The following is a 16,744-nucleotide window of genomic DNA, read 5'->3' as shown; positions in this document are numbered from 1 at the left end:
GACGGCCCCGGCATGGAGAACGGAACGTTCCGGTTCACCGTCCGGGTCAGCTCGGGCAGCCCGGTGACCCTGCGCCGACTGGACGCCTGGATCCCCGAATTGGGAGCCTCCACCACACCGCGGCTGCCACTGACAGTGAAGGCGGGCGAGCCCCGGTTCCTCGTCGTCTGGCTCTCCATCTACCACTGCCCCGGACTCCCCCGCGACCTCGACCAGCCCCGCCTGGAACTGACCCTGCGCAACCAGCGCGCACAGCAGCAGCACAGCTTCGTCTTCGGCGACCCGCTCAGCCGCGACCTGCTCGCCTTCCTGCGCGCCAACTGCGGCCCCGCGATGCCGCCCCCGGCACCGGCGCCGCTCGCCGGAACCCTCCGGCCGATCTCACATGGCAGTAACACTCAGTTACCTCTGTCGCAATGAAGCAATGCAAGCCTCACGCCATCGCACGCACGCCCCCAAATCCCCCCACACACCCCCGGCGCGCGGCACCCCCGCGCGCGCCCCGTAAGGATCAAGATCAATTCAAGTTCCTTAGCGGAACTGGGAGTTCTCGGTATGTGAACAACTGGTTGCCGTCCACATAAGTCCCATTCGCCCACACTGCACCCACCCGAACTCGCCCCGGCATAACAAGAGCGTCACAGCCTGACCTCCTCCGGTCCCCCACTCCCCCACCTGCGCTTATAGTCACGGCCAGTCACCGCGCCGCCGGGCGCGTTCATTGCACGGCCCCTGTACCACCCAGTACGGCCCGGCGAGACTCACGGCTTCCGATCCCGGAAGCCGCGCCAGGGAGAGGAATGATCGTGCGACACCGTTCTCTGCTCATACTCACGACCGTGCTCACCACCGGAGCACTCACGCTCACCGCCTGCGGATCGCGCGACGACAAGGGCAGTGACGGCGACAAGGGCGGGGGCAACACCACCGTCGTGATCGGCGTCGACGCGCCCCTCACCGGCCAGAACTCCGCCACCGGCCTCGGCATCAAGTCCGGCGTCGAGATCGCCGTGAAGGACGCCAACGACAAGAAGCTCGTCCCCGGCGTCACCTTCAAGGTCAAGGCCCTCGACGACAAGGCCCTGCCGCCGACCGGCCAGCAGAACGCCTCGGAACTGGTCGCCAACAAGGACGTCCTCGGCGTCGTCGGCCCCCTCAACTCCGGTGTCGCCCAGACCATGCAGAAGGTCTTCGCCGCCGCGAACCTCGTCGAGATCTCGCCGTCCAACACGGCCCCCGAGCTCACGCAGGGCAAGAACTGGGTCTCCGGCGACAAGACCCGCCCCTTCAAGACCTACTTCCGTACCGCCATCACCGATGAGGTACAGGGCGGCTTCTCCGCCGACTACGTCTACAAGACCCTCAAGAAGAAGAAGGTCTTCGTCGTCGACGACAAGCAGACCTACGGCGCCGGCCTCGCCGGCATCTTCGCCAAGAAGTACAAGGAAGCGGGCGGCAAGGTCGTCGGCACCGACCACGTCAACGTGGGCGACAAGGACTTCGCGACCCTCGTCACCAAGGTCAAGAACTCCGGCGCCGAACTGCTCTACTACGGCGGCCAGTACGACGAGTCGCAGGTCCTCACCAAGCAGCTCAAGGACGCCGGCGCCAAGATCCCGCTCATGGGCGGCGACGGCATGTTCACCCCGACCTACATCAAGACCGCCGGCAAGGCCGCCGAGGGCGACCTCGTCACCTCCGTCGGCGTCCCGGTCGACACCCTGCCGGCCGCCAAGGAATTCATCGACAAGTACAAGTCCGGTGGCTACAAGGGCGACTACGGCACCTACGGCGGCTACTCCTACGACGCCGCCACCGCCATCATCAAGGCCATCGGCAACGTCGTGAAGGACGGAAAGGTCCCCGCCGACGCCCGCCAGAAGGTCGTCGACGAGGTCCAGAAGATCAGCTTCGAAGGCATCGCGGGCCCCGTCGGCTTCGACGAGTACGGCGACACCAAGAACAAGACCCTCACCCTGTACCAGGCCACCAAGGGCGAGTGGAAGTCCGTCAAGACCGGCTGACGCCACGCTGCAGCACCGCATGAACTGAGCACCACCCAGGGCCGCGCGGCCACGACGACCCGTCACCGCGCGGCCCTACCCCTACCACCAGTCACTCTCCGCACCCACATGGAGGCCATGCGGTGCACACTCTGCCGCAACAGCTGGCCAACGGGCTGATCCTCGGCTCGATGTACGGGCTCATCGCCATCGGCTACACGATGGTGTACGGCATCGTCCAGCTCATCAACTTCGCCCACGGCGAGATCTTCATGACGGGCGGCTTCGGCGCCCTCACCACCTATCTCATCCTGCCCGACGGCATATCCATGTGGATTGCCCTCCCGCTCATGCTGATCGGCGGCGGCCTCGTCGCCGTCCTCATCGCGGTGGGAGCGGAACGGTTCGCCTACCGACCACTCAGAGGCGCACCACGCCTCGCACCCCTCATCACCGCCATCGGCCTCTCCCTCGCACTCCAGCAGGCCGTCTTCAACTGGTACCCCGACGCCGAGAACCCCCGCGTCTTCCCCACCCTGCCCGGCGGCGCCTTCGACATCACCGACAACCTCAAGATCCAGTCCGGTGAACTGTTCGTCCTCATCGCCGCCCCCGTCTGCATGGCCTCCCTCGCCTTCTTCGTCCGCACCTCCCGCACCGGACGCGCCATGCAGGCCACGGCACAGGACCCGGACACCGCCCAGCTCATGGGCATCGACACCAACCGCATCATCGTGATCGCCTTCGCCATCGGCGGCTTCTTCGCCGCCGTCGCCGGCGTCGCCTACGGCTTCCGCGTCGGCTCCGTCACCTACGACATGGGCTTCGTCGCCGGACTCAAGGCCTTCACCGCCGCCGTCCTCGGCGGCATCGGCAACATCTACGGCGCCATGCTCGGCGGCCTCGTCCTCGGCCTCGCCGAAGGCCTCGCCACCGCCTACATCGCCGACATCCCCGGCATGGACCAGTTCGGCGGCCAGGGCTGGGCCTCCGTCTGGGCCTTCATCCTGCTCATCCTCGTCCTCCTCTTCAGGCCACAAGGCCTACTCGGCGAACGCGTCGCGGACAGGGCGTGACCACGATGACCGACACCACGAAAACGACCGGCGCCCCCCAGGGCGCCCAGGGCACCCCGGTCATCCCGCTCCCCGCAGGCGCCGCCCGCATCCTCATCGCCGTCGGCGCCGTCGCCACCATGGCCAGCACCATGCTCGCCTGGACCTGGACCAGCGAATTCCCCGGCGACCTCACCGTCACCGGCTACCCCGCAGGCCTCCAGCTCCTCACCCTCACCGGCGGCATCCTCACCCTCCTCTACGCCCTCACCCTCTGGAACGTACGAGGACTGCGCTGGCTCAACCCCGCCCGCGCCAACGGACCCGTCTTCCTGATGGCCCTGGCCGCCTTCGCCGTCACCTGGTACACGGTCCTCGCCATCACCATCGAGCTCGGCGGCCTCGCCAACCTCGAACCCGGCGGCTACGTCGCAGCCGTCGCCAGCCTCCTCCCCGTCCTCGGCGCACTCGCACTCCCCCGCCCCGGAGACACCTGGAAGTCCTACTTCGCCAAGGCCGACGACATCCCGGCCGCCCACGAAGTCCCCGCCTGGGCCGAACGCATCATCATCACCCTCTGCCTCGCCCTCGGCCTCATCGTCTTCACCTACGGCATCGGCACCCCCGACGACGAATACGGCGAGACCTTCAGCGGATTCATGCTGCTCGTCCTCTTCGCCACCTGGGCCGTCTTCGCCGCCGGACTCACCGACCGATTCTCCTCCCTCAACGCCCGCCACAAGGGATTCGCCACCTCCATGGCCTTCCTCGCCGCGGCCGTCTTCCCCTTCACCCAGTCCGAGGACCACAACGCCAACATCGGCGTCAACATCCTCATCTTCGCCACCGTCGCCCTCGGCCTGAACATCGTCGTCGGCCTCACCGGCCTCCTCGACCTCGGCTACGTCGCCTTCCTCGGCGTCGGCGCCTACGCGGCCGCACTCGTCTCCGGATCCGAGTACTCCCGCTTTTCCGGCACCCAACTCCCCTTCTGGGGCGCCGTCCTGGTCGGCATGGCCGCCTCACTCATCTTCGGCGTCCTCATCGGCGCACCCACCCTGCGACTGCGCGGCGACTACCTGGCCATCGTCACCCTCGGCTTCGGAGAAATCTTCCGCATCGCCGTCAACAACCTCGACGGCTCCTCCGGACCCGACATCACCAACGGCCCCAACGGCATCGCCAACATCCCCGACCTCGAGATCCTCGGATTCAACCTCGGCGAACCCCATGTCATCGCCGGCTTCACCCTCGGCCGGTTCGCCAACTACTTCCTGCTGATGCTGGTCTTCACGGCCATCGTCGTCCTCGTCTTCACCCGCGCCGCCGACTCCCGCATCGGCCGCTCCTGGGTCGCCATCCGCGAGGACGAGACCGCCGCCACCGCCATGGGCATCAACGGCTTCCGCGTCAAGCTCGTCGCCTTCGCCCTCGGCGCCGCACTCGCCGGACTCGCCGGCACCGTCAGCGCCCACGTCAGCTACTCCGTCGTCCCCACCCCGTACCAGTTCGCCGGCGCCGCACCGCCCAACTCCGCGTTCCTGCTCGCCGCGGTCGTCCTCGGCGGCATGGGCACGGTCAGCGGCCCCCTCCTCGGCGCCAGCCTGCTCTACCTCATCCCCGAGAAGCTCAGCTTCCTCAAGAACTACGAGCTCCTCGCCTTCGGCATCGCACTCATCCTCCTCATGCGCTTCCGCCCCGAAGGCATCATCGCCAACCGCCGCCGCCAGCTCGAATTCCACGAGACCGGCCAACTCGACATCCCCGAACAACAGAGCCTGCCCGAAGGCACCATCGGCGCCACCAAGGCGACCAAGGCAGGGGCGTGACCACCATGACCAACACCGTCCTCGAAGCCAGCGGCGTCACCATGCGCTTCGGCGGCCTCACCGCCGTCCGCTCCGTCGACCTCACCGTCTCCGAAGGCGAGATCGTCGGCCTCATCGGACCCAACGGGGCAGGAAAAACCACCTTCTTCAACTGCCTCACCGGCCTCTACATCCCCACCGAGGGCAAGGTCTCCTACAAAGGATCCGTCCTCCCGCCCAAGCCCCACCTGGTCACCCAGGCCGGCATGGCCCGCACCTTCCAGAACATCCGGCTCTTCGCCAACATGACCGTTCTGGAGAACGTCCTCGTCGGCCGCCACACCCGCACCAAGGAAGGCCTCTGGTCCGCCCTCCTGCGCGGCCCCGGCTTCAAGAAGGCCGAAGCCGCCTCCGAGGAACGCGCGATGGAACTCCTGGAGTTCATCGGCCTCGCCCACAAGCGCGACCACCTCGCCCGCAGCCTCCCCTACGGAGAGCAGCGCAAGCTGGAGATCGCCCGCGCCCTCGCCAGCGAACCCGGCCTCCTGCTCCTCGACGAGCCGACCGCCGGCATGAACCCCCAGGAAACCCGCGCGACGGAGGAGCTCGTCTTCGCCATCCGCGACAAGGGCATCGCCGTCCTCGTCATCGAGCACGACATGCGCTTCATCTTCAACCTCTGCGACCGCGTAGCCGTACTGGTCCAGGGCGAAAAGCTCGTGGAAGGGACCAGCGACGTCGTCCAGGGCGACGAACGCGTCATCGCCGCCTACCTCGGCACCCCCTTCGAAGGCGCCCCCGAGGACGCCGCGCTCCAAGAGGTCGAAGCGGCCGAAGTCCACGCCGCAGAAGGCTCCTCGGAAGGGAACGACCAGTGACCGCACTCCTCGAGGTCGAAGACCTCAAGGTCGCCTACGGCAAGATCGAAGCCGTCAAGGGCATCTCCTTCAGCGTCGAAGAAGGCCAGGTCGTCACCCTCATCGGCACCAACGGCGCCGGCAAGACGACGACCCTGCGCACCCTCTCCGGACTCCTGAAGCCCCTCAGCGGCAAGATCATGTTCAACGGCCAGCCGCTGAACGGCGTACCCGCCCACAAGATCGTCGCGATGGGCCTCGCCCACTCCCCCGAGGGCCGCAGGATCTTCCCCCGCCTGTCCATCGCCGAGAACCTCCAGCTCGGCGCCTTCCTCCGCAAGGACTCGGCAGGCATCGAGAAGGACATGCAGCGCGCCTACGACCTCTTCCCCATCCTGGGCGAACGCAGGAAGCAGGCCGCAGGCACCCTCTCCGGCGGCGAACAGCAGATGCTCGCCATGGGCCGCGCCCTCATGTCCCAGCCCAAACTCCTCATGCTGGACGAGCCCTCCATGGGCCTCTCCCCCATCATGATGCAGAAGATCATGGCCACCATCGCCGAACTCAAGGCCCAGGGCACGACGATCCTCCTCGTCGAACAGAACGCCCAGGCCGCCCTCTCCCTGGCCGACCAGGGACACGTCATGGAAGTCGGCTCCATCGTCCTGTCCGGCACCGGCCAGGACCTCCTCCACGACGAATCCGTGCGCAAGGCCTACCTCGGCGAGGACTGAGCCCCTCTACCTCCGCCTACGACTGAGGCCCGCACCCCTTCCGGGGTCGCGGGCCTCAGCCATGATCAAGGGACGTACTAGCCCTTCGCCGCCTTCTTCTCCGCAGCATCCTCGATGACCGCCTCGGCCACCTGCTGCATCGACAGCCGCCGGTCCATCGACGTCTTCTGGATCCAACGGAACGCGGCAGGCTCCGTCAGCCCGTACTCCGTCTGCAGAATCGACTTCGCCCGGTCCACCAGCTTCCGCGTCTCCAGCCGCTGCGTGAGGTCCGCGACCTCCTTCTCCAGCGTCTTCAGCTCCGTGAACCGCGACACCGCCATCTCGATCGCGGGCACCACGTCACTCTTGCTGAACGGCTTCACCAGATACGCCATGGCACCGGCGTCACGCGCCCGCTCCACGAGATCACGCTGCGAGAACGCGGTCAGCATCAGCACCGGCGCGATCGACTCCTCGGCGATCTTCTCCGCCGCGCTGATGCCGTCCATCTTCGGCATCTTCACGTCGAGGATCACCAGGTCCGGCTTGTGCTCACGGGCCAGCTCGATGGCCTGCTCACCGTCACCGGCCTCGCCCACGACGGTGTAGCCCTCTTCCTCGAGCATCTCTTTGAGATCGAGGCGGATCAAGGCCTCGTCCTCGGCGATGACGACACGGGTCGTCAGCGGAGGCACGTGCGACTTGTCGTCGTCGACGGCGTCAACGGGCTGGGGCGACTCGGGGGCGGTCACGGGGGCGCTCCTTGGTTGAGCAGGGCGGGGGTACTGCTCCCAAGAGCCTACCTAGCTGCGGTAAGGTGATGTCGCGGTGGGTGGCCACCAACCTGGAATTCACAGGTAAGCCCCGGTAGCCCAGCGGTAGAGGCCATGGATTCAAAACCCATACAGCGTCGGTTCGAATCCGACTCGGGGCACTTTTCCTTTGATTCAAAGGTTGGCCATCAGAAGCGGATGTTCACGTTCTCGTGAACATCCGCTTTTTGCTGCGCGTCGGGGCGACCGATCTCACAGGCTGCCCGCATGTACGACGTGAGCACACGCAGACGGGCACTGGCGCTGGTGGAACAGGGGCGCAGCCTGAATTCGGTCAGCAAGGAGACAGGGATCTCGCGGGCCACGATCCGGTCCTGGCAGGTCCGCGTCGAACCGCTCGGCCGGCACCGGGCCAGCCCATGCCCCAGATGCGACGGGGCGCCGCGAGCCCTGGAGGACCCGGCCGCGTACTCGTATCTCCTCGGCCTCTACCTCGGTGATGGCTGCATCAGCCGCCTCCGGCGCGGCACATACTTCCTCCGCATCGCCTGCGCCGACGCATGGCCCGGCCTGATCGACGCGTGCGCTGAAGCCATGCAAGCGATGCGCCCCGCCAACAAGGTCTTCCGGGTACAGCGCCAGGGCTGCCAGTACGTGACCTGCTACAGCAACCACTGGCCGTGCTTCTTCCCCCAGCATGGCCCCGGCAAGAAGCACGACCGCAAGATCGCGCTCGAACCCTGGCAACAGGAGATCGTCGATGCTCACCCGTGGGAGTTCGTCCGGGGTCTCGTCCACTCCGACGGCTGCCGCATCACGAACTGGGCCACTCGCCTGGTCCACGGCGAGCGGAAGCGCTACGAGTACCCGCGGTATTTCTTCACCAACCTGTCCGCCGACATCACCGGCCTCTTCACCGACACCCTCGACAAGCTAGGCGTCGCCTGGAAGCAGGCAAACCGCCAGAACATCTCCATCGCCCGCAAAGAAGCCGTAGCCCTCATGGACACCCACGTGGGCCCCAAGTACTGAGCCCGCAATATGACCGGTCACAGGGGCCCAGGCCACCCCCTGGGACCTGCCCCAAATCCCCGGTGAAGCCTTGACCCGGCCGCCCGCCTCCGACGATCTTCGGGGTCACATCCACCCCAGTCGTCCGAAGAGGTACGCATGAGCCCGATCAACCGGCGCCATTTCATCGCGGCAGCGACCGGTGCCGCAGCCGCTGCCGTCGCGGTGAGCCCCGCGGCCGCGTCCACCCTCGGCACGGCCGCCGACGACGACGTGGACTTCACCAACGCCGACCGGGGCTTCATCGCTGCCCTCACGCCCGGCGTGGTCAAGAACGCCGCCGGCAAAGTGGTCTGGGACAACGACGCGTACGACTTCCTGAAGAAGGATGCGCCGACCACGGTGGACAAGAGCTTGTGGCGGCAGTCCCAGCTCGTCCGTAAGCAGGGGCTTTACAAGGTCACCGACCGGATCTACCAGGTCCGTGGGCTCGATCTCTCCAACATGACGATCGTGGAGGGCGACACCGGTCTCATCGTCATCGACCCGCTGATCTCCGCCGAGACGGCCGCCGCCGCGCTGAAGCTGTACCGGGACCACCGCGACGCCGCCGGCAAGAAGGTCACGGCGCTGATCTACACGCATCCGCACGTCGATCACTTCGGCGGCGCGTACGGCGTGCTGCCGGACGGGGCCGGGGACGTCCCCGTGGTCGCGCCCGAAGGTTTCCTTGAGCACGCGGTGTCCGAGAACGTGTACGCCGGTACGGCGATGACGCGGCGTTCCGGGTACATGTACGGCGCGCATCTGCCCAAGTCGGCGAAGGGGCAGGTGGGTTGTGGTCTGGGGCAGAACGTGTCGCTGGGGACGGTGGGGCTGATCGCGCCGACCAGGAGCATCACGCGGACCGGGCAGGTCGAGACGTTCGACGGGGTGCGGATCGAGTTCCAGATGACGCCGGGGACCGAGGCCCCCGCGGAGATGAACTTCGTGTTCCCCGATCTGCGGGCGGTGTGCATGGCGGAGAACGCGACGCACACGATGCACAACGTCATCACGCTGCGGGGCGCGCAGGTGCGGGACGCTCGTGAGTGGGCGCACTATCTGGACGAGTCGATCGGGTTGTTCGACGGCCGTGTCGACGTGGCGTTCGCTTCGCATCACTGGCCGACGTGGGGCGGGGCCGAGATCACTGAACTGCTGACGCAGCAGCGGGACTTGTATGCGTATATGCACGACCAGACGCTGCGGATGATCAATCTGGGGATGACGGGTCGGGAGATTGCGGAGGAGATCAAGCTGCCGCCTGCCCTGGAGGGGTGGGCGAACCGTGGGTATTACGGGTCGCTGAGTCACAACGTGAAGGGGATCTATCAGCGGTACATGGGGTGGTTCGACGCGAATCCCGCCCATCTCTGGGAGCATCCTCCGGTCGATGAGGCGAAGCGGTACGTGAAGGCGATGGGCGGGCGGTCGGCGACGGTCGCGAAGGCGAGGGCGTTCGCGCGGGAGGGGGATCTGCGGTTCGCGGCGACGCTGCTCAACCATGTCGTGTTCGCCGATCCGGGGCATCGGGCCGCGAAGTCCGAACTGGCCCGGGTGTACACCAAGTTGGGGTACGCGACGGAGAACGCCGTGTGGCGGAACTTCTATCTCACGGGGGCGCTGGAGCTGACGGAGGGGGTGCGGCAGGGCGAGTCGTCGACGGTGAGTCCGACGATGATGATGGCGTTGAGCGTGGATCAGCTCATAGATTCGGTGGCCATTCGGATCAATGGTCCGGAGGCGTGGGATCTGCGGATCGCGATGGACTGGAGTTTTCCGGTGCTCGGCGTCGTGTATCACCTGACGGTGCAGAACGGTGTGCTGACGTATCGGAGTGATGCCGAGGGTGATCCGGGTGCCGGGGTCACGCTGACCATGACCAAGGCGCAGTTGCTGGCCTTGTTGGGTGGGAAGGGGCTGGGTGAGATCAGGGTCGAAGGTGATGTGTCGTTGTTGCAGAAGCTGCTCGCCGTCGTCGACAAGCCGGATCCGAATTTCGCGATCGTGACTCCGTAGACGCGACGGGGCCGCACCCGGGATGTCCGGGTGCGGCCCCAACTGCGTTCAGGGAGCGCCTACTTGGGGGTGTCGTCCTCGCCGATGTGGTGGACGCGGACGAGGTTGGTGGAGCCGGTGACGCCGGGCGGGGAGCCGGCGGTGATGACGACGATGTCGCCCTTCTTGCAGCGGCCGATCTTGAGGAGTTGCTCGTCGACCTGGGAGACCATCGCGTCCGTGGAGTCCACGTGGGGGCCGAGGAAGGTCTCGACGCCCCAGGTGAGGTTGAGCTGGGAGCGGGTGGCCGGGACGGGGGTGAAGGCGAGCAGGGGGATCGGGGAGCGGTAGCGGGAGAGGCGCTTGACGGTGTCGCCGGACTGGGTGAAGGCGACGAGGAACTTCGCGCCGAGGAAGTCGCCCATTTCGGCCGCGGCGCGGGCGACGGCGCCGCCCTGGGTGCGGGGCTTGTTGCGTTCGGTCAGGGGCGGGAGGCCCTTGGCGAGGATGTCCTCTTCGGCGGCTTCGACGATGCGGGCCATCGTGGCGACGGTTTCGACGGGGTATTTTCCGACGCTGGTCTCGCCGGAGAGCATGACGGCGTCGGTGCCGTCGATGACGGCGTTGGCGACGTCGCTGGCTTCGGCCCTCGTGGGTCGCGAGTTGTCGATCATCGAGTCGAGCATTTGTGTGGCGACGATGACGGGTTTCGCATTGCGCTTGGCGAGTTTGATGGCGCGCTTCTGCACGATCGGGACTTGTTCGAGTGGCATTTCGACGCCGAGGTCGCCGCGGGCGACCATGATGCCGTCGAATGCGGCGACGATGTCCTCGATGTTGTCGACGGCCTGGGGCTTTTCCACCTTGGCGATGACGGGGAGGTGGCGGCCCTCCTCGGCCATGATGCGGTGGACGTCCTCGATGTCGCGGCCGGTGCGGACGAAGGAGAGGGCGATGATGTCGGCTCCGGTGCGCAGGGCCCAGCGGAGGTCGGCCTCGTCCTTGTCGGAGAGGGCGGGGACGGAGACGGCGACGCCGGGGAGGTTGAGGCCCTTGTGGTCGGAGACCATGCCGCCTTCGACGACTTCGGTGCGGACGCGGGGGCCGTCGACGCCGGTGACTTCGAGGCTCACCTTGCCGTCGTCGACGAGGATGCGCTCGCCAGGGGTGACGTCGTCGGCGAGGCCGCTGTAGGTGGTTCCGCAGGTCTGGCGGTCGCCCTGGATGCCGTCCTCGACGCTGATGGTGAACTCGTCGCCGCGTTCAAGGAGTACGGGTCCTTCGCTGAAGCGGCCGAGTCGGATCTTCGGGCCTTGAAGATCGGCGAGGATGCCGACGCTGCGGCCGGTCTCGTCGGAGGCCTTTCGCACGCGCTGGTAGCGCTCCTCGTGTTCGGCGTAGGTGCCGTGGCTGAGGTTGAAGCGGGCTACGTCCATTCCGGCTTCTACGAGTGCCTTGATCTGCTCGTACGAGTCGGTGGCGGGGCCCAAAGTACAGACGATCTTTGCTCGGCGCATGCTTCGAGCCTAGGCCCTACCGGTGGGTAGAGAATTGGATGGGTATGACTACTCAACCACCTTTGCATGAAGGGTTATTGACAAGGGCCGCCAAGTTTTGAATTTGCGCGGCGGGGTGCTCTGATGAGCGATTTCCGAGGGTAATGCGTTGCTCACAGGTCGGTCTCACAGCGTGGGCGGGTGGAGGGTGAAGCGGGCGTTGACGGCCGCGTGGACGTGTTGCCGTCCGGGTTCGAGGTCGAGCTCGGCGGGGGTGTCGTCGACGGTGCCGGCGAACGCGGCGGAGGTGGGGACCATGGCGCGGTCGAAGCGGGCGACGCGGCCTTCGGCGCCGATGTCGGCGAGTTCGACGAGGGCGGCAAGGGTGGTGCCGAGGGCGTCGGCGTATTCGCGGGCGCGCTGGACGGCTTCGCGGACGGCTTGCTGCCGCGCCTGGGCGTGGATGGGCGAGGTGGGGCGCAGGGACCACCAGGGGCCGTCGACGCGGGTGAGGTCGAGGTCGGCCAGGCGGGTGGTGAGTTCGCCGAGTGCGGTGAAGTCGGTGAGTTCGGCGGTGATGTGGACGCGGCCGTGGTAGGTGCGGATGCGTTCGCCGCGGCCGTGTTTGGTGAGTTCGGGGGTGATGGAGAAGGTGCCGGTTTCGAGTTTCTCCACGGCTTCACCGTAGGACTTCACCAGATCCAGGGCGGTCGTGTTGCGGTGGGTGAGGTCGTCGAGGGCGGTGCGGCGGTCGGTGCCGCGGGCGGTGACGGTGATGCCGATGCGGGCGAGTTCGGGTTCGGCTTCGAGGTGGGCTTCGCCGCGGACAGCGATGCGGGGGGCCTGCGGTGTGCCGTAGGGGACGGCGGTGGCGTCGGTGTTCGGGTCGTCGTTGGCCATGGGTCCACTGTCGCACCGGGCCGTGGTGCGGTCCGGGTTCGACGTCAGGTCACCTGATCGAAACCTTCCGGGTCTGGTTTACGGCGGCTGGAGGGGCCAGAATCTACGCGCGTTACATCTGTTGTCGAGCGTTGCTCCAGGGGAGATCCGCGATGCCGTTGAACCGCCGTAAGTTCCTGACGAGATCCGCCGCGACGGGCGCGGGTGCCGCGCTCACGGGTGCGGTCGTCGCACCGGCCGCCGAGGCCGCTCCGGCGCACGGGCCGAAGAAGCGGAAGCGGTACTCGTTCACGGTCATGGGGACGACGGATCTGCACGGGCACGTCTTCAACTGGGACTACTTCAAGAACGCGGACTACGCGGACGCGGCGGGCAACGCGCAGGGCCTGGCGCGGATCTCGACGCTGGTGGACCGGGTGCGCAAGGAGAAGGGCCGCGGGAACACGCTGCTGATCGACGCGGGTGACACGATCCAGGGCACGCCGCTGACGTACTACTTCGCGCGGGTGGACCCGATCACGGCGGCGAACGGGCCCGTGCACCCGATGGCGCAGGCGATGAACGCGATCGGCTACGACGCGGCGGCGCTGGGCAACCACGAGTTCAACTACGGCATCGACACGCTGCGCAAGTTCGAGTCGCAGCTGCGTTTCCCGCTGCTCGGCGCGAACGCGGTGGACGCGAAGACGGAGCAGCCGGCGTTCCGTCCGTACGTGATGAAGACGATGCGTACGCCGCACGGCAAGGACGTGAAGGTGGCGATCCTGGGGCTGACGAATCCGGGGATCGCGATCTGGGACAAGGCGTACGTGCAGGGGGTGCTGAAGTTCCCCGGTCTTGAGGAGCAGGCGGCGAAGTGGGTGCCGAAGCTGCGCTCGATGGGTGCGGACGTGGTGATCGTGTCGGCGCACTCGGGTGCGTCGGGCACGTCGTCGTGGGGTGACCAGCTGCCGTATGTGGAGAACGCGGCGGCGAGCGTGGCGGCGAAGGTGCCGGGGATCGACGCGATCCTGGTCGGGCACGCGCATGTGGAGATCGCGCAGCAGTTGGTGACGAACGAGCGGACCGGCAGGCAGGTCGTTCTGGCGGAGCCGCTGTGTTACGCGGAGCGGCTCGCGCTGTTCGACTTCGAGCTGGAGTGGGACAAGGGTCGCTGGACGGTGACGTCGGCGTCGTCGAAGCTGCTGAACTCGAACGCGGTGGCGGACGACCCGAAGATCACGAAGCTGCTCGCGGACGAGCACGCGCTGGTCGTGAAGTACGTGAACCAGGTGGTGGGCCGGGCGACGACGACGCTGACGACCGTCGATGCCCGCTACAAGGACGCGCCGATCATCGATCTGATCAACAAGGTGCAGGCGGATGTGGTGACGGAGGCGCTGAAGTCGACGGAGTACGCGTCGCTGCCGGTGCTGTCGCAGGCGTCGCCGTTCTCGCGTACGTCGGAGATCCCGGCGGGCGAGGTGACGATCCGGGATCTGTCGGGTCTGTACGTGTACGACAACACGCTGGTCGCGAAGTTGATGACGGGTGCGCAGGTGCGGGCGTACCTGGAGTACTCGGCGGAGTACTTCGTGCAGACGGCGGCGGGTGCGGTCGTCGACGTGGAGAAGCTGACGAACGCGAACAACCGGCCGGACTACAACTACGACTACGTGTCGGGTCTTTCGTACGACATCGACATCGCGCAGCCGGCGGGGTCGCGGATCAAGAACGTGACGTTCCAGGGTGCGGCTCTGGACGACGCGGCGAAGTTCGTGTTCGCGGTGAACAACTACCGGGCGAACGGTGGTGGCGCGTTCCCGCACGTGGCGTCGGCGCAGGAGCTGTGGTCGGAGTCGACGGAGATCCGGACGCGGATCGCGGAGTGGGTGACGGCGAAGGGCGTCCTCGACCCGGCCGATTTCGCTTCGGTGGACTGGAAGCTGACGCGGGACGGGACGCCGGTGTTCGCCTCGTGAGCTGTTAGTCCTGGAGTTTGACCAGGGTGCCGCGCTCCCCCGCCTGCTGTCCGGGCCGGGGGGCGCGGTGTTCGTGTCCGGTGAGGCCGAAGGTGGTGAAGGCGGTGCGCTGCGGCTGGGGGTAGGGGTCCTTGCCGGTGAGGGTGTTGAGGATGGTGGCGCTGCGCCAGGCGGCGAGTCCGAGGTCGGGGGCGCCGACGCCGTGGGTGTGGCGCTCGGCGTTCTGTACGTAGACGGCGCCCTGGACGCTGTCGTCGAGGACGAGGCGGAACTGCTCGTCGATGCGGGGGCGTTCGGCGCTGTCGCGGCGGAGGTAGGGGTCGAGTCCGGCGAGCATCCGGCCGAGAGGGCGCTCCTTGTAGCCGGTGGCGAGGACGACGGCGTCGGTGGTGAGGCGGGAGCGGGTGCCCTGTCGGCGGTGCTCCAGATGGAGTTCGATCTTGGTGGTGGCGACGCGTCCGGCGGTGCGGACGGCGACGCCGGGGGTGAGGGTGGCGTCGGGCCAGCCGCCGTGCAGGGTGCGCTGGTAGAGCTCCTCGTGGATGGCGGCGATGGTGTCGGCGTCGATGCCCTTGTGGAGCTGCCACTGGGCGGGGACGAGGCGGTCCCGCTCGCTTTCGGGCAGCTGGTGGAAGTAGTGCGTGTAGTCGGGGGTGAAGTGTTCGAGGCCGAGCTTGCTGTACTCCATGGGGGCGAACGCCTCGGTGCGGGCGAGCCAGTGGATCTTCTCGTGGCCCGCGGGGCGGGCGCGGAGCAGGTCGAGGAAGATCTCGGCGCCCGACTGTCCCGAGCCGATGACGGTGACGTGGTCGGCGGCGAGGAGGCGGTCGCGGTGGGCGAGGTAGTCGGCGGAGTGGATGACGGGCACGGTGGGGGCGTCGGCGAGGGGTTTGAGGGGTTCGGGGACGTAGGGCTCGGTGCCGACGCCGATGGCGATGTTCCTGGTGTAGGTGCGGCCTAGGGCTTCGGCTTCCCCGTCGGTGTCGAGCTGGGTGAAGTCGACCTCGAACAGGGTGCGTTCGGGGTTCCAGCGGACGGCGTCGACCTGGTGGGAGAAGTGGAGTCCGGGGAGGTTCTCGCTGACCCAGCGGCAGTAGGCGTCGTACTCGGCGCGCCGGATGTGGAAGCGCTCGGCGAAGTAGAAGGGGAAGAGGCGCTCGCGGGTCTTGAGGTAGTTGAGGAACGTCCAGTGGCTGGCCGGGTCGGCGAGGGTCACCAGGTCGGCGAGGAACGGGACTTGGAGGGTGGCGCCGTCGATGAGCAGGCCGGGGTGCCAGTGGAAGGCGGGGCGCTGGTCGTAGAAGGCGGTGTCGAGTTCGGTGAGGGGGTGGGCGAGCGCGGCGAGGGAGAGGTTGAAGGGGCCGATGCCGATGCCGACGAGGTCGCGGGGTGCTTCGGTGGGCGGGGTGGTGGGGTGCGGGCCGGACGCGGCTGCCTCGGGCTTCATCGGGGGGTGTGTCCTTCCACCAGTTTCAGGAGCGCGGCGAGGTCGCCGGGTTCGGTGTGCGGGTTGAGCAGGGTGGCCTTGAGCCAGAGGCGGCCGTCCATGCGGGCCCGGCCGAGGACGGCGCGGCCTTCGGTGAGGAGGTCGCGGCGGATGGTGGCGACGGTGTCGTCGCTCGCGCCGGTGGGCCGGAACAGGACGGTGGAGAGGGTGGGGGTGTCGTACAGCTCCAGTGCGGGGTGTGCGTCGACGAGGCGGGCCAGGTGGTGGGCTGCCGCGACGACGTGGTCGACGAGGGTGCCGAGTCCGGTGCGGCCGAGTGCTTTGAGGGTGACGGCGGTCTTGAGGACGTCGGGTCGGCGGGTGGTGCGCAGGGAGCGGCCGAGGAGGTCGGGCAGTCCTGCTTCGGTGTCGTCGTCGGCGTTGAGGTAGTCGGCGGTGTGGGTGAGGGCGTGTGCCTCGGTGTGGTCGCGGACGGCGAGGAGTCCGGCGGCGACCGGCTGCCAGCCGAGTTTGTGCAGGTCGAGGGTGACGGTGTGGGCGCGGGTGAGGCCGTGGAGGCGGGCGGCGTGGCGGGCGCTGAAGAGGAGTCCCGCGCCGTAGGCGGCGTCGATGTGGAGGCGTGCGCCGTGCCGTTCGCAGATGTCGGCGATCTCGGGGAGCGGGTCGATGAGGCCCGC

13 protein-coding genes, 1 tRNA gene and 1 pseudogene are annotated in these 16,744 nt (G+C 67.6%); 10 read left to right on the top strand and 5 right to left on the bottom strand.

Annotated features, from left to right (window positions below; all coding sequences use genetic code 11):
- The 6 genes and pseudogenes from M4J07_RS39275 to M4J07_RS39250 all read left to right on the top strand — a co-directional run.
- Nucleotides 1-420, top strand: a pseudogene (locus tag M4J07_RS39275) (hypothetical protein); the annotation flags it as partial.
- Nucleotides 421-800: 380 nt separating this feature from the next.
- Nucleotides 801-2,024 (top strand): branched-chain amino acid ABC transporter substrate-binding protein, encoded by a 1,224-nt coding sequence (locus M4J07_RS39270; protein ID WP_255980395.1) that lies wholly within the window; start codon nucleotides 801-803, stop codon nucleotides 2,022-2,024.
- 122 nt (nucleotides 2,025-2,146) lie between these two features.
- Nucleotides 2,147-3,079 (top strand): branched-chain amino acid ABC transporter permease, encoded by a 933-nt coding sequence (locus tag M4J07_RS39265; protein WP_255980393.1) that lies wholly within the window; start codon nucleotides 2,147-2,149, stop codon nucleotides 3,077-3,079.
- Nucleotides 3,080-3,084: 5 nt separating this feature from the next.
- Nucleotides 3,085-4,887, top strand: a complete 1,803-nt coding sequence (locus M4J07_RS39260) for a branched-chain amino acid ABC transporter permease (RefSeq protein ID WP_255980397.1) — start codon at nucleotides 3,085-3,087, stop codon at nucleotides 4,885-4,887.
- 5 nt (nucleotides 4,888-4,892) lie between these two features.
- A complete protein-coding gene (locus M4J07_RS39255; RefSeq protein ID WP_255980391.1) occupies nucleotides 4,893-5,744 on the top strand; it encodes an ABC transporter ATP-binding protein in 852 nt (283 codons plus the stop codon).
- Nucleotides 5,741-6,457: an ABC transporter ATP-binding protein gene (locus tag M4J07_RS39250; protein ID WP_255980389.1), complete on the top strand. Its 717-nt coding sequence runs from the start codon at nucleotides 5,741-5,743 to the stop codon at nucleotides 6,455-6,457. Before M4J07_RS39255 ends, M4J07_RS39250 begins: the two co-directional genes overlap by 4 nt.
- 77 nt (nucleotides 6,458-6,534) lie before the next feature.
- On the opposite strand, the gene M4J07_RS39245 is transcribed toward M4J07_RS39250, so the two are convergent.
- On the bottom strand, nucleotides 6,535-7,191 hold the full coding sequence (locus M4J07_RS39245; RefSeq protein WP_255980387.1) for an ANTAR domain-containing response regulator: 657 nt from the start codon (nucleotides 7,189-7,191) through the stop codon (nucleotides 6,535-6,537).
- 109 nt (nucleotides 7,192-7,300) lie between these two features.
- Between M4J07_RS39245 and M4J07_RS39240 the strand changes: the two genes are divergently transcribed.
- From M4J07_RS39240 to M4J07_RS39230, 3 genes are all read left to right on the top strand, one after another.
- A tRNA-Leu gene (locus tag M4J07_RS39240) sits at nucleotides 7,301-7,373 on the top strand.
- A gap of 106 nt (nucleotides 7,374-7,479) precedes the next feature.
- A complete protein-coding gene (locus M4J07_RS39235; protein ID WP_255980385.1) occupies nucleotides 7,480-8,244 on the top strand; it encodes a transcriptional regulator in 765 nt (254 codons plus the stop codon).
- Nucleotides 8,245-8,382: 138 nt separating this feature from the next.
- Entirely contained in the window at nucleotides 8,383-10,284 is a 1,902-nt protein-coding gene (locus M4J07_RS39230) for an alkyl/aryl-sulfatase (protein ID WP_255980383.1), read from the top strand.
- 59 nt (nucleotides 10,285-10,343) lie between these two features.
- Here M4J07_RS39230 and pyk read toward each other — a convergent pair whose 3' ends face one another.
- Both pyk and M4J07_RS39220 read right to left on the bottom strand, forming a co-directional pair.
- Nucleotides 10,344-11,780 (bottom strand): pyruvate kinase, encoded by a 1,437-nt coding sequence (gene pyk, locus M4J07_RS39225; RefSeq protein ID WP_255980381.1) that lies wholly within the window; start codon nucleotides 11,778-11,780, stop codon nucleotides 10,344-10,346.
- A gap of 165 nt (nucleotides 11,781-11,945) precedes the next feature.
- A complete protein-coding gene (locus tag M4J07_RS39220) occupies nucleotides 11,946-12,659 on the bottom strand; it encodes an SIMPL domain-containing protein (protein WP_255980379.1) in 714 nt (237 codons plus the stop codon).
- A 152-nt stretch (nucleotides 12,660-12,811) separates the two neighbouring features.
- Between M4J07_RS39220 and M4J07_RS39215 the strand changes: the two genes are divergently transcribed.
- A complete protein-coding gene (locus M4J07_RS39215) occupies nucleotides 12,812-14,620 on the top strand; it encodes a bifunctional metallophosphatase/5'-nucleotidase (protein WP_255980377.1) in 1,809 nt (602 codons plus the stop codon).
- A 4-nt stretch (nucleotides 14,621-14,624) separates the two neighbouring features.
- Here the strand turns inward: M4J07_RS39215 and M4J07_RS39210 are convergent, their stop codons facing one another.
- Together M4J07_RS39210 and M4J07_RS39205 are read right to left on the bottom strand one after the other, a co-directional pair.
- Nucleotides 14,625-16,067 (bottom strand): lysine N(6)-hydroxylase/L-ornithine N(5)-oxygenase family protein, encoded by a 1,443-nt coding sequence (locus M4J07_RS39210; RefSeq protein ID WP_255980375.1) that lies wholly within the window; start codon nucleotides 16,065-16,067, stop codon nucleotides 14,625-14,627.
- Nucleotides 16,064-16,744 (bottom strand): pyridoxal phosphate-dependent decarboxylase family protein (locus M4J07_RS39205; protein WP_255980373.1); only part of this gene is annotated, 681 nt, incomplete at its 5' end. The genes M4J07_RS39210 and M4J07_RS39205, both read right to left, overlap by 4 nt.

Origin of the sequence: Streptomyces longispororuber, from assembly GCF_024448165.1 — a bacterium.
Taxonomy (GTDB): Bacteria; Actinomycetota; Actinomycetes; order Streptomycetales; family Streptomycetaceae; genus Streptomyces; species Streptomyces longispororuber_A.
This window is presented reverse-complemented; position numbering and strand designations above follow the sequence as displayed.